Origin of the sequence: Streptomyces sp. NBC_00289, assembly GCF_041435115.1 — a bacterium.
Taxonomy (GTDB): domain Bacteria; phylum Actinomycetota; class Actinomycetes; order Streptomycetales; family Streptomycetaceae; genus Streptomyces.
In genome coordinates, this window is record NZ_CP108046.1 from 3,912,269 (window position 1) to 3,926,000 (window position 13,732).

The window sequence follows — 13,732 nt, forward strand, 5'->3', positions numbered from 1 at the left end:
GCGCTCAGCCCACCTTGATCTCGTTGTAGACGGGGACGCTGAACGGGTTGAGCTTGACCTCGGAGAGGCGCTCCGCGTAGCCGGCGCTGCCGTTCTGGTACCAGAGCGGGATGGCCGCCATGTTGTCCCGGACGACCTCCTCGGCCTGCTGGAACGTCTGGATCGCCTTGGCGGTGTCGGTCTCGGCGTTGGCCTCGTCGACCAGTTTGTCGAAGTTCTTGTTGGACCACTTGCCGTCGTTGGAGGAGGCGTTGGTGTAGTAGAGCGGCTGGAGGAAGTTCTGGATGAGGGGGTAGTCCATCTGCCACCCGGCCCGGAACGGCCCGCTCATCTTCTTGTCGGTGATCTGGTTGCGGAAGTCGGCGAAGGTGCCGACCGGGTTGCCGACGCAGGCCTTGTCGTTGTCGAGCGCGTTGTTGATGGAGTTGCAGACCGCGTCGACCCACTCCTTGTGGGAGCCGGTGTCCGCGTTGTACGTGATCTTCACCTGGCCGCCGGGGAGGCCACCGCCCTCCTTGACCAGCTTCTTCGCCTCGGAGGGGTTGTAATCGCAGGAGTCCCCGCACAGGCCGTCCTGGAAGCCGCCCTCCTTGCCGAGCACCGGGGAGGTCCAGTCGGTGGCCGGGGTCCGGGTCTTCTGGAAGATCGTCTCCGTGATCTGCTTGCGGTTGATCGCCATGGACAGTCCCTGGCGGACCTTCTCCACCCCGCTCTTGTTCCACTTGGGGTCGTAGAACGGGAAGGCGAGGGTCTGGATGATGCCGGCCGGGGTGTTGATGTACCGGTCGCCGAGGTCGCTCTTGACGTTCTTGAGCTGGGCGGCCGGGACGTCGTCGACGAGGTCGAGGTTGCCGGCCAGCAGGTCGGTGTAGGCGGTGTTGTTGTCGGTGTAGACCTTGAGGGTCACACCGCCGTTCTCGGCCTTGTCCGTGCCCGGGTAGGCGTCCCACTTCTTCAGGGCCATCTGCGAGCCCTTGGTGTACGAGTCGATGGCGTACGGCCCGTTCCCGACGGGCTTCTTCACCCAGGCGTCGTGATCGTCGAAGAAGGCCTTCGGCAGCGGGGCGAAGGCGGGATAGCCGAGGGTGTCCGGGAACGTCGAGAACTTCTGGTTGAGCTTGACCGTGAAGGTGTTGGCGTCGACGACCTTGAGGCCGGAGAGGGTGTCGGCGGTCTGCTTGCTGCCGTCGTCCGGGTGGGTCTTGTCGTACCCGTCGATGTACCCGAAGAAGTACGCGTTCTTCTGGTTGTTCTTCAGGCTCGCGCCGTAGTTCCAGGCGTCCACGAAGGACTGGGCGGTGACGGCCTCGCCGTTGCTGAACTTCCAGCCGCTCTTCACGGTGATCGTATAGTTCTGCGAGTCCGAGGTGGTGATCTTCTGAGCCAGCATGTCCTCGGCGGCGCCCGTCTCCGGGTTGTACCGCTTCAGGCTCCGGAAGATCATGTCGAGGACCTTGCCGCCCTGCACCTCGTTGGTGTTGGCGGGTTCCAGCGGGTTCTGCGGATCACCCCAGGATGCACTGACCACCCCGCTGCCGTCACCGCCGCCACTGCTGCCGCTGTCCCCGCTTCCGCAGGCTGTCGCCGCGAGGGCTACAGCCGCCGCGCATGCGGCCCATGTGGCGTGCGTGGCTCCGCGCATGGAGTTCCTCCTCGTGAGTGCGCTGTGCCGCCAGCGCCGGGGCGCTGATCCGTTATGGGCCAATATCGACCCAAAAGTTGCACATTGCACTTGCGCTCCACCCTTTCGGGTGGTGGAGGAGGCAGGTACTCCGCTGGTCGGGCCATGCCGACCCCGGCCGGGCCGCTCCGCCCACCGTCGACGCACGGAGTCACGGGCAGTCACCCCGGCATCCTCGGCGGGCCGGTGGACGGCACCGCGGGCGGGTGGACGCACGCGACCGGGGCGGGGGCACACGGCCCCCGCCCCGGTCGGTCAGGTCATCGGCGCCGGTGTCCGGGCCGGCCCGTCGTCACTCCTTGCCGACGGCGTCGCTCGGGGCGTTCGCCTCCAGCGCCTTCAGCGCCGGGTCGAGGATGACGTCCTCGTCGCGGGCCTCGGTGGTCGGGTCCTCCGGGAAGTGGCAGGCCGTCAGGTGACCCGCGCGGTTGCCGGAGAGCTGGACCAGCGGCGGCTCCTCGCTCGCGCACTTGTCCTGCGCCTTCCAGCACCGGGTGCGGAAGCGGCAGCCGGACGGCGGCATGATCGGCGAGGGGACGTCACCGGAGAGCCGGATCCGCTCCCGGTCGGCGCCGGTGCCGTCGATGTCGACCTCGGGCACCGCGGAGAGCAGGGCGTGCGTGTACGGGTGCCGGGGGCGGTTGTAGATCGCCTCCCGGTCGCCGACCTCGACCACCTTGCCGAGGTACATCACCGCGACACGCTGCGAGAAGTGCCGTACGACGGCCAGGTCGTGGGCGATGAAGAGGAACGCGATGCCAAGTTCCTGCTGCACCTTCTTCAGCAGGTTGACGACCTGCGCCTGGATCGACACGTCGAGGGCGGAGACCGGCTCGTCGGCCACGATCAGCTTCGGCTGGAGGGCCAGGGCGCGGGCCACACCGATGCGCTGGCGCTGGCCGCCGGAGAACTCGTGCGGGAAGCGGTTGTAGTGCTCGGGGTTGAGGCCGACGAGCTCCAGCAGCTCCCGGACCCTGTTCTCCCGGCCGCCCGCCGGCTCGATGCCGTTGACCTCCATCGGCGACTTGATGATCGTGCCGACGGTCTGCCTCGGGTTCAGCGAGGAGTACGGGTCCTGGAAGATCATCTGGATCTCGGACCGTACCGGCGCGAGCTGCCGGCGCGAGGCGCGGGTGATGTCCTGACCCGCGTAGGTGATCGTGCCGGCGGTCGGCTCCAGCAGGCGGGTGATGAGCCGGCCCGTGGTCGACTTGCCGCAGCCGGACTCGCCGACCAGGCCGACGCTCTCGGCGACGCCGACCGACAGGTCGACCCCGTCGACGGCCTGCACGGCACCGACCTTGCGTTTGATCGGGAAGCCGCCGTAGATCGGGAAGTGTTTGGTCAGCCCTTCCACCTTGAGGAGCGTCTCGGCGGACGTACCGGTGGAACCCTGCTGGGCGGGGAGGGTGAGGTTCTCGCTCATGTCTCGGATCTCCCTAGCGCAGCCGGGGCTGGATCTTGTCGATGAAGATGGTCTGCTTCTGCTCGGGCGTCAGGTGGCACGCGGAGGCGCGCCCCTCGCCGAGCGGTGGACGGACGTCGGTGCACAGCGTGCCCGCGACCTGGTCCTTGTAGACGCACCGTGGGTGGAACGGGCAGCCCGAGGGCGGGTTGAGCAGCGAGGGCGGGGAACCGGGGATCGGCTCCAGCACCTCGTTGATGTCGCCGTCGAGGCGGGGCATCGAGCTCAGCAGGCCCCAGGTGTACGGGTGCTTGGGCTCGCCCAGGACCTCGCGGACGGAGCCGCGCTCCACGGCCCGGCCGGCGTACATGACCAGCAGGTCGTCGGCCATGTTGGAGATGACGCCGAGGTCGTGGGTGATGAAGACGATCGCGGAGCCGAACTCCTGCTGCAGGTCCTTGAGCAGGTCGAGGATCTGCGCCTGCACGGTCACGTCGAGCGCGGTGGTCGGCTCGTCGGCGATCAGCAGGTCGGGGTCGCACATCAGGGCCATGGCGATCATCGCGCGCTGGCGCATACCGCCGGAGAACTGGTGCGGGTAGTCGTCGAAGCGCATCCGGGGCTGCGGGATGCCGACCTTCTCCAGCATCTGGACGGCGCGGTCCTTCGCCTCCTTCTTGGAGGCGCCCCGGTGCTTCATGAACGGCTCGGACAGCTGCCGGCCCACCGTGTAGAACGGCGACAGGGCGGTCAGCGGGTCCTGGAAGATCATCGCCATCTTGTTGCCGCGGAGCCGCTCCAGCTCCCTCTCCGTGGCGGTGACGAGTTCCTTGCCGTCGAGGACGATCTCGCCGTCGATGGTGGTGTTGCGCGGGTTGTGCAGACCGAGAACGGTCAGGTTGGTGACGGACTTGCCGGATCCCGACTCGCCGACGATGCCCAGGGTCTTGCCGCGCTCGACGTCGAAGGAGAGGCCGTCGACCGCCTTGACGATGCCGTCCTCGGTGGAGAACTGCACCTTCAGATCACGCACCGAGAGGAAGCTCTCCGGACCGGTCGGGGCCGGCGCGTCCTCGGTCTTGGTCAGTGTGGTCACGGTGGTTCGTTCTTCCTAGGAGAGCCGGACGCGCGGGTCGATGTAGGCGTACGCGATGTCGGTGAGGATGTTGATGATCAGAATGAAGAACGCACCGACCAGCATGACGCCCATGGTGAGCGGCAGGTCCTTGTGGACCGCGCCGTCCACTGCGAGGCGGCCGATCCCCTGGAGCGAGAAGGTGAGCTCGGTGACGACCGCGCCGCCGAGCATGCTGCTGATGTCGATACCCAGGACGGTGACGATCGGGATCATCGAGCCGCGCCAGGCGTACCGGAAGAACACGTACTTCTGCGACATGCCCTTGGCGCGCGCGGTCCGGACATGCTCCTCGGCGAGCTGCTCGATCATCGAGGAGCGAGCCATACGCGTGTACTGCGCCGTGAAGATGGTGGCCATCACCAGTGTGGGCAGCAGCATGCCGGTGAACCAGCGCCACGGGTCCTCGCTGATCGGGTGGTACGCGGGGTTCTCCATCCAGCCCGTGCTGTACACGAAGATCAACAGGACGATCGGGCCGAGCACGTAGATCTGGAACGAACTGAGCACCATGGACACGCCGGTGGCGACCTTGTCGACCAGCGATCCGCGCCGGTAGGCGGCGATCATGCCCGCGCCGACACCGACGACGACGAAGACGACCGCGCCGCCCGCGGTGAGCGTGAGCGTCGTGGGGAAGCGGTCCATGATGGTCGACCAGACCATGTCGCCCGAGTAGAACGACTGGCCGAGGCAGGGTGCGTTGCAGTGCCCGGTGGGGTAGTCACGGCCCATCACGATGCCGGACATGAAGTCCCAGAACTGCTGGTGGATCGGCAGATTGAGGCCGAGAGCCTGGCGGATGTCCTCCAGTCTCGTGGGAGAGCAGTCCTTGCCACAGGCCAGGGAGGCGTAGTCGGAGGGCGCGGCGACGAACAGGAAGAAGGTGGCGGCGCCGATGAGGAACAGGGTGACGACGGCACCGACCGTGCGCCGGAGGATGAACTGAAGCATGGCGGGGAGGCTGCTCTCTGCGGAGACGGTGGGGAGGATTCACGGGACTGCGGGGGCACGCTCCGCCTGGTGCGTGCCCCCGCGATCAGCCGTAGAGAGTTACGACTTCAGGTACAGCCGGGTGATGTCGATGAGGCTCGAAACGGAGCCGTAGCGGGCACCGCCGACGTTCGACCCGGAGAGCTGGAACTGCTTCGTGTACCACAGCGGGGCCGCCGGAACGACCTTCTCCAGCAGGTAGTGCTGGGCTTCCTTCCACGTCGCCGCGGCCTCTTCCGGCTGCTGGGACAGCGCCTTCTTGATGAGGGCGTCGACCTTGGCGTCCTTCACGTGCGAGTAGTTCGGGGCGCCGTCGGCGACCTGGGTACCGTCGTAGACGGGCGTGACGACCGTGCCCGCGGACGGCCAGTCCTGGCCCCAACCCGAGATGTACATGTCGTACGGGTTGTCCAGCTTGCCGATCTGCTCGTAGTAGCTCGCCGCGTCGACCTCCTTGGAGACGACGTCGAAGCCGACCTTGCTCAGCGCGTCCTCGATGGCGACCTTGCGCTTCTGGCCGTTCTCGCTGTTGGCGTACGCGAAGACGACCTTCTTCTCGGCGGCCGGGACGCCCGCGAGGAGCTCCTTGGCCTTCGCGATGTTGCCCTGCGGCGTCTTGAGACGGCCGTACGGGTCGTACTTCGCCTCGTAGCCGGGCAGGGTCGGGGCGAAGTAGTTCGGGGCCACGTCGCCGCCGTAGACACCGCCCTCACCGGCGATGAGCGACTTGGAGTTGACCGCGTAGGTGATGGCCTGGCGGACCTTCAGGTCCTTCACCCGGTCCAGGTTGAAGGACAGCTGCATGACGTAGGGCTGGTAGCCCTTGACCGTGCGCTTGTTGACGGCCGGGTTTCCGATGACGTCCTGGATCTGCGTGGCCTCGACGCCGGCGGTGAGCTGGATGGCGTTCTTGTCCTCGCCCTGGTCGGCGATCAGACGCTTGGTCTGGGTCGACTCGGTGACGCCGAAGTCGAAGTTGAAGCCGTCCACGTACTGGTGGCGCACGGAGTCGGTCTTCGGGTCCCAGTTCGTGTTCTTCTCGAGCACCAGGGACTTGCCGAGCTTGTACGAAGCGATCTTGTACGGGCCCGTGGAGACCGGGGCCTTGTCGTACTTCTCCTTCGTGTCCGTCTTCTCCGGGACGATGGCGTAGCCGGCCATGGCCAGCGTCTGCGGCAGGTCCGGGCGCGCGGTGTCGAAGTGGAAGACGACCGTCTTGTCGTCCGGGGTGTCCAGGACCGAGGCCGGCAGGTGCTTCTTGCCGAAGCCGCCGTCCGGCAGCGCCTTGCGGTAGTCGGCACCGCTCAGCCAGGTCTGCAGGTAGCTCGGGCCGTCGAAGATGAACTTGGCGTACTGGCGCTCGACGGTGTGGCGCACGTCCTTGGACGTGATCGCCGCGCCGTTCTGGTCCTTGATGCCGTCCTTCAGCGTGAAGGTCCAGGTCTTGCCACCGTCCGAGGCCTTGCCCGCGTCGGTCGCGAGGTCACCCACGACCGAGACGCCGCCCTTGCCGTCCTCCTTGAACTGCGTCAGGCGACGGAAGAGCAGGTTGGCGACCTGGCCGGCGTCGGAGACGTAGATCTGGCCCGGGTCCAGGTGGGAGAGGCCCGCCTCCTGGTAGACGTCGATGGTGCCACCGCTCTTGGCACCGGTGACCTCGGGGGCCGGACCGGTCGAGCCCGCGGCGTCGGCGTAGGTGACCGCCTTCGACTGGACCGACGCCTGCTTCTGGTCCTTCTTGGAGTCCGCGTCGGACTTGCCACCCTCGTTCTTCGAGCAGGCCGTGAGAGCGAGGGAACCGGCTGCGAGCGCAATGACGATGGAACGCGCTCTGCGCGAGCTGATGGACTTCATGTGGCGAATACCTACCTGTCGGTTGTTATCCATGAGTACTGCCTGACGCGGCTGGTATGCCGACGCGGGGGCGGCAGCCACCCCCCACCAATGGACGGTTCAGCGCCCGGACTTGGGGTCGAACGCGTCCCGGACCGAGTCTCCGAGGAGGTTGAAGGCCAGGACGAAGATCACCAGCGCCAGTCCGGGGAAGAAGAGGAACGCCGGGTCCTGCTGGGTGTATTGGGCAGCGGCGGCGAACAGACGTCCCCAGTCCGGAGTCGGTTCGACGAAACCGACACCGGCGAAGGAGAGGAAGGCGATGGTGAGGATGGTGCTGGGCAGGCTGTACGTGAACTGCACCAGGATCGGCGTCACCACGTTCGGCAGGATCTCCTTGCGGACGATCCGGCCCGGGGAGGCGCCGGAGACCTTGGCGGCCTCGACGAACTCCCGCTCACGCAGGGACAGCACGGTGGAGCGGACCAGTCGCGCCATGCCCATCCAGCCCAGCAGCCACAGCACGATCAGCATCGCCAGAGCGCGGAAGTACGTGGGGGTCTCCTCCCGCGGGTCGACGAAGAACGCGGTGACCACGGGCATGAAGGCGATGAAGAACAGCTGCTGAGGGAACGAGAGGAAGAAGTCGGTGACCCGGCCGATCCAGTAGTCGGTCCGACCGCCGAAGTAGCCGCCGATCAGACCGATGATGACGCCGGTGACCATCAGCAGGACCGTCACACCGAGCGCCATGAACAGCGACGTCCGCATGCCGTACACCAGCATCGCGAACAGGTCGCGGCCGTACTGGGGCTCCACGCCGAACCAGTGGTCCGCCGAGACACCGCCGAAGTAGCCGAGCGGGAGTCCGAACTGGTCGAGGACGGGCTTGTCCGCGTAGGTCGGGTCCTGCCCGTAGAGCGTGTACGGGTCCGTCCCGCTGAGCTTGACCAGCAGCGGCGCGAGCAGCGAGACGGCGAAGTACAAAATCACTACCACGGCACAGATGACACCGGTACGGTCACGCTTGAAGCGCTGCCACATCAACTGGCCGGGAGAACGGCCCTCGAGCTTCTTCTCACCCTTGGCGGGCTCGGGGTGCGTCTCGAGCTCGGGGTCCAAGGCGATCGACGGCCCGGCGCCCTCAGCCTTGGCTGGACTGGTCATGTTTGTTCTTCCCCCGGGGGGTTGAGAGTTGTGCGCAGCACAGATACCGGCAGGTTCTGTGGTTTGGGGGAACTTTCGCCAAGCGAGTCAACGCGCGTCAAGGGCGGAAGACACAGGGATCTCCCTACGGTCCATATTTTGAGCAAAAATTGCAAAGATTGACATCTGTACGCGCTTGACACGCAGAGTGGCAACCCGTCATATCGGGCATTCAGGAAGAGATTTCGGTTTACATGTCCGAAACTTGATCGCTGGAACACCGATTACCGAACAGGAACTTCGGGTTCTGCGGATCAGGCCGAAACCCGCCCCCGCCGGGCGCTCCCGCACGCGGGCGCTGTGAAGGTCAGCACGCCTCCCGAGCACGCCAACACCCCGCCGTCCGCTCAGCGGACGGCGGGGTCTGTCGGGGCGGTCTGACGGCCTCCTGAGGCCGGGTCAGCCGTGCTTGGCGCGGCTCGCGGAGCGGGCGCGCTCACGGGCGTCCAGGTTCACCTTGCGGATGCGAACCGCCTCCGGGGTGACCTCGACACACTCGTCGTCACGGCAGAACTCCAGCGACTGCTCGAGCGAGAGCTTGCGCGGCGGGACGATCGCCTCGAACGAGTCGGCCGAGGACGACCGCATGTTCGTGAGCTTCTTCTCCTTGGTGATGTTCACGTCCATGTCGTCGGAACGCGAGTTCTCGCCGACGATCATGCCCTCGTACACCTCGGTGCCGGGGTCGGTGAACAGCACACCGCGCTCCTGGAGGTTCGTCATCGCGAACGCGGTGACGGCACCGGCGCGGTCGGCCACCAGCGAGCCGTTGTTACGGGTCGTCAGCGTGCCGAACCACGGCTCGTGGCCCTCGTGGATGGAGTGGGCGATACCCGTGCCACGGGTACCGGTCAGGAACTCCGTACGGAAGCCGATGAGGCCGCGGGACGGAACGACGAACTCCATGCGGACCCAACCGGAGCCGTGGTTGGACATGTTGTCCATGCGGCCCTTGCGGACGCCCATGAGCTGCGTCACCGGGCCCATGTGCTCCTCGGGCACGTCGATCGTCATGCGCTCGACCGGCTCGTAGACCTTGCCCTCGACGATCTTGGTGACGACCTGCGGCTTGCCGATGGTCAGCTCGAAGCCCTCACGGCGCATCTGCTCCACCAGGATGGCCAGCGCCAGCTCACCACGGCCCTGCACCTCCCAGGCGTCGGGGCGCTCGGTGTCCAGGACGCGCAGCGAGACGTTACCGATCAGCTCGCGGTCGAGGCGGTCCTTGACCTGGCGGGCGGTGACCTTGCGGTCCTTGACGGCGGCCTTGTTGTCCGCGCCCTTGCCGGTGGCGCCCCGGCCGACCATCGGCGAGGTGTTGGTGCCGATGGTCATCGAGATCGCCGGCTCGTCGACCGTGATGAGCGGCAGCGCGATCGGGTTCTCGGGGTCGGCGAGGGTCTCGCCGATCATGATGTCCGGGATACCGGCGACGGCGCAGATGTCACCGGGGCCGGCCTTCTCGGCGGGCTTGCGGGTGAGCGCCTCGGTCATCAGCAGCTCGGTGATGCGAACGTTGGACATGGTGCCGTCACGCTTGATCCACGTGACCGTCTGGCCCTTGCGCAGCTCGCCCTGCTCGACGCGCAGCAGCGCGATACGGCCGAGGAAGTTGTCGGCGTCCAGGTTGGTGACGTGCGCCTGGAGGGGAGCCTCCTCGTCGTACGACGGGGCCGGGACGTGCGACAGGATCGTGGAGAAGAACGGCTCCAGGCTGTCACTGTCGGCCGGGACCGTGCCGTTCTCCGGCTTGGTCAGCGAGGCGACACCGTCACGCGCACACGCGTAGACGATCGGGAACTCGATCTGCTCCTCGTCGGCGTCGAGGTCGAGGAAGAGGTCGTACGCCTCGTTCACGACCTCGTCGATGCGCGAGTCGGGGCGGTCCGTCTTGTTGATGCACAGGATGACGGGCAGGCGGGCCTGCAGCGCCTTGCGCAGCACGAAGCGGGTCTGCGGCAGCGGCCCCTCGGAGGCGTCGACCAGCAGCACGACCGCGTCCACCATCGACAGGCCGCGCTCGACCTCGCCACCGAAGTCGGCGTGGCCGGGGGTGTCGATGATGTTGATCGTGATGACGTCGCCGCCATCCTTGGGGTGGTACTTGACGGCCGTGTTCTTGGCCAGGATCGTGATGCCCTTCTCACGTTCCAGGTCGTTCGAGTCCATCATGCGGTCGTCGAGCGACTCGGCGGCGTGCGCGGCGAAGGCACCGGCCTGCTTGAGCATGGCGTCGACCAAGGTGGTCTTGCCGTGGTCGACGTGGGCGACGATGGCTACGTTGCGGATGTCGTGGCGCGTGGCCATATTGAGGCGCTTCTCCCGGAGTGAGTGGACGGCCTGCGCGTACGTCAGTGCTACGCGGACCCTGCCGGGCTGGACACGCCACGGCCTTACCCCATGGTACGGGGCCGCCGACACTGGGGCGCGCCGGGCTTCTGCGGCACCGCCCCGCCCGGCGTCGTCGCCGGTCAGACGTCCGCCGCCGGCGCGACACCCGCCGAACACGACGCGGCGGCCGCCACCCGCGCGATGCGGGCGGCGACCGCCGCGGTTCGGGCATCCGGTCGGCCGGTCCTGCGAAGGGCCCGGGGCCGGTCCGGCGACCGGCTCGTGGCCGGTCCGGCGACCGGCTCGTGGCCGGTCCGGCGACCGGCTCGTGGCCGGTCGAGTGTCCGGCTCGGGACTGCTTCGGTGCCGGCTCGGGGCTCCCGCTCGGGGCTCGGGCTCGAGGCTCCGGCTCGGGGCTCGGGCTCGAGGCTCCGGCTCGGCTGTCGGCTCAGTCTCCGGCTCGGGCTACTTCGGTGACGGGCTCGTCGAGGGCTTCGCGCCCTTCTTCAGGAAACCCATGTCCTCGTACACCGGTGTCTGGAAACCGAAGGCACCCGCGTTGACCACGGTCTTCCGGGCTGCCGTCAGCTGCGGGCGCTGGTAGAGGGGGATGGAGCCCGCCGCTGCCCAGATGCGGGAGTCCGCCTTGCGGATCAAACTCCTGCTCTCGTCCTCGTCGAGCGTACTCATGGCCCTGTCGAACAGCTGGTCGACCTGGTCCGTGCCGACGCGGGTGTAGTTCTGCTCGACGTTCAGGGAGCCGTCGGCGGCCGGGACGGGCTTGGCGTAGACGGGGCGGGCGTCGGTGGCGGGGAAGGCGGACGCCGGCCAGGAGTACAGCGCGAGGTCGTACTGACCGGCCGCGATGTGGTCCTTGAAGTAGCTCTCGTCGGAGACCTTGGTGATCTCCGTGCGGATGCCGACGCGATCCAGCATCCGGCCGACGCGGTCGGCGACCGCGCGCAGGGAGTCCGAACCGGAGCCCGAGGGGAGCACGAAGCGGAGCGTCAGCGGCTTGCCGTCCTTGGCGAGCGGCCCGGCCACGGCGCCCGCCGGGACGGCGGTGCCCTTCGGGGCGTACGCGCCGTCCGGAGTCAGGGGCTTGTACTGCTTGCCGTCCTGCGCGAGGTGGCGCGCGCCTTCCTCGGCCTTCCGGCCGGCCAGCTCACTCGTCTGCCGGTGCTTGTTCGCCTGGTCGCCCGGTTCCTTCGCCTGTCCCCGGTCGGCGTCACCGCGCGCCTTGTCGTCCTCGCCGACGATGTACGTCCCCTCGTCATCACTGTCGCCGCTGTCTCCGCCCTCCCCGTCGGAGGAGTCGTCCTTGGGCTTGCGGCGCTCGGCGCCGGCCGCCTTCTCCGCCTTCTTCTTCTGCTTCGTCACCGGGCCGCCGGGCACCCAGCCGGCATCCGCGAGCAGTGCCTGTGCCTCCGCGGTGTCCTGGCCGCCCAGTGCCCCGCTGTTGTCGGCGTACGCGGCCTGCCCGGCAAGCGCGAGGTGGCTGCCGACGGGCTCGGCGGGCAGCCCGAGCGGCTTCAGCACGATCCGGGCCAGCTCCGCGCGGTCCAGGGCGCGGGCTACGGCCCGGCGGACCCGCTCGTCGGCGAGCGGGCCTCCCGCGCCGTTGAGGGCGAGCTGGGTGTAGGCGGGCTCCAGTGACTTGCGGACCTCGAAGTCCCGCAGTGCCTTGCGCTGACGCTCGGACTTGGTGAGCGCCTTGGGCTTCTTCTCGCCGGGCCCCTGGAGCGGGGTGCTCGTGCCGCTGCCCCCGGCGCGGGCGGCGAGGGTGATGCTCTGGGCCTCGGCGGAGTCGATCTCGGCCAGGTCGACGGTGCCGGCGGCCAGCGCGGCGGTCCGCTTGTCGCGCGGTACGGCGCGCAGCACGATCTCGGAGAGCTTGGCGGGCCGGCCCCACCAGCGCGGGTTGCGGGCGAGGGTGATCCGCCCCTCCTTGCGGTCGACCTTCTTCACCGCGAAGGGCCCGGCGGTGACCTTCAGCTTGCGTCTGGCCCCGTCGTTGAAGGAGTCCGGGGTGCCCATGACGTCCTTGGGGTACAGCGGCGAGAACAGCGAGCGCCAGTCGGCGTACGGCCGCCCGAAGGTGACCTTGACCTCCAGGTCGTTGGCACCGCGCTCGATCTTCTCGATGCGGTCGTAGCCGGCGTTGCGGGCGGTCCAGTAGGCGCTGTCCTTGCCGGACAGGGCGCGCCACTGGGCGGCGAAGTCGGCGGCGCCGATCTCGCGGCCGTCGCTCCAGACCGCCTGCTGGTCGAGCTTGTACAGGACGACCTGCTTCGGCTCGGTGTCGACGACCTTCGCCGACTCCAGGTACGCGGGGTTGATCCGGGGCCGGCCGCTGGCGTCGAGCCGGTACATGGAGGGCAGTACGGCCTGCGCGACCCGGCTGGTGGCCGCGTCGGCGTCCGCCTGGAAGGTGTTCAACGTCTCCGGCACGGCGTCCACCGCCCAGTTCAGCGTGCCGCCGTCGCTGACCAGGTCACGGGCGGCGGGCGCGAGGTCCTGTCCGGCGAGCGGCTTGCCCGCCTCGTCCTGGGAACTGCAGGCGGCCAGCATGGGCACCGCGAGCGCACCCGCGGTGAGGAAGGCGACCGAGCGCATGACCGCGCGCAGTCCGACGCCGTCGTGGGACATCCCGTCTACCTCCGATGATGGGCCGCCGGTTTGGATCACGTTTGGCGGTATATGGAGCTGATCAGATCTATGCGGCCACTGAAGAGGAAAGGGTTCAGCAGCGGGCGGCGACACGGCGGCGGAAGGCACGAAACCCACCCGTGCGGCCCAACGGGGCCGGGGCGCGCGGGCCCCGGAGCGGGCCGCGCGGGCCCCTGGGCCCGGCCCCCCGGAACCCGGGCGGGAGGGTCGCGCGGCGCCCTGAGACGCGACGCGCGCGTCGTGGGACGCGGCATGCGACACCCCGGGGACCCGGCACCCGGCACCCGCCACCGCGCACCGCGGGTACGCGACACCCCGGGCACGCGACATCACCAACCGGTACGCAACACCACGAAGCGGTAGAATTGGTCCCGGCAACTGGCACCACGCGCCGCACCGTGCGGCTCCCCGTGACACCCCCGCAACCCCACGGAACGCAGCGCGCACAGGAGCGCGGGCCGGGCGCACTCGGAGGCTC

The 13,732-nt window shown here is 68.3% G+C and carries 8 protein-coding genes; all 8 read right to left on the bottom strand.

The annotated features are described in order from the left end of the window. Nucleotides 1–4 precede the first annotated feature (4 nt). The 8 genes from OG985_RS17730 to OG985_RS17765 all read right to left on the bottom strand — a co-directional run bounded on the left by OG985_RS17730 (nt 5) and on the right by OG985_RS17765 (nt 13,233). A complete protein-coding gene (locus OG985_RS17730; RefSeq protein WP_371669316.1) occupies nt 5–1,642 on the bottom strand; it encodes an ABC transporter substrate-binding protein in 1,638 nt (545 codons plus the stop codon). Nucleotides 1,643–1,973: 331 nt separating this feature from the next. Next, nucleotides 1,974–3,107 carry an ABC transporter ATP-binding protein gene (locus OG985_RS17735; protein WP_371669317.1) on the bottom strand — a complete coding sequence of 378 codons (1,134 nt, stop codon included), beginning with the start codon at nt 3,105–3,107 and terminating at the stop codon, nt 1,974–1,976. A gap of 13 nt (nt 3,108–3,120) precedes the next feature. Then, a complete protein-coding gene (locus OG985_RS17740) occupies nt 3,121–4,182 on the bottom strand; it encodes an ABC transporter ATP-binding protein (protein ID WP_371669318.1) in 1,062 nt (353 codons plus the stop codon). 15 nt (nt 4,183–4,197) lie between these two features. Continuing rightward, the gene (locus tag OG985_RS17745; RefSeq protein WP_371669319.1) at nt 4,198–5,175 is read right to left on the bottom strand and encodes an ABC transporter permease; all 978 of its coding nucleotides are present in this window, start codon (nt 5,173–5,175) and stop codon (nt 4,198–4,200) included. 99 nt (nt 5,176–5,274) lie between these two features. Further along, complete coding sequence (locus tag OG985_RS17750) at nt 5,275–7,068, bottom strand: ABC transporter substrate-binding protein (RefSeq protein ID WP_371669320.1); 1,794 nt, start codon at nt 7,066–7,068, stop codon at nt 5,275–5,277. Nucleotides 7,069–7,167: 99 nt separating this feature from the next. Continuing rightward, nucleotides 7,168–8,214 carry an ABC transporter permease gene (locus OG985_RS17755; RefSeq protein WP_371669321.1) on the bottom strand — a complete coding sequence of 349 codons (1,047 nt, stop codon included), beginning with the start codon at nt 8,212–8,214 and terminating at the stop codon, nt 7,168–7,170. Between the two features lie 438 nt (nt 8,215–8,652). Further along, nucleotides 8,653–10,560 (bottom strand): translational GTPase TypA, encoded by a 1,908-nt coding sequence (typA, locus tag OG985_RS17760; protein WP_371669322.1) that lies wholly within the window; start codon nt 10,558–10,560, stop codon nt 8,653–8,655. A gap of 489 nt (nt 10,561–11,049) precedes the next feature. After that, entirely contained in the window at nt 11,050–13,233 is a 2,184-nt protein-coding gene (locus OG985_RS17765) for an ABC transporter family substrate-binding protein (protein ID WP_371669323.1), read from the bottom strand. Between the last annotated feature and the right edge of the window lie 499 nt (nt 13,234–13,732).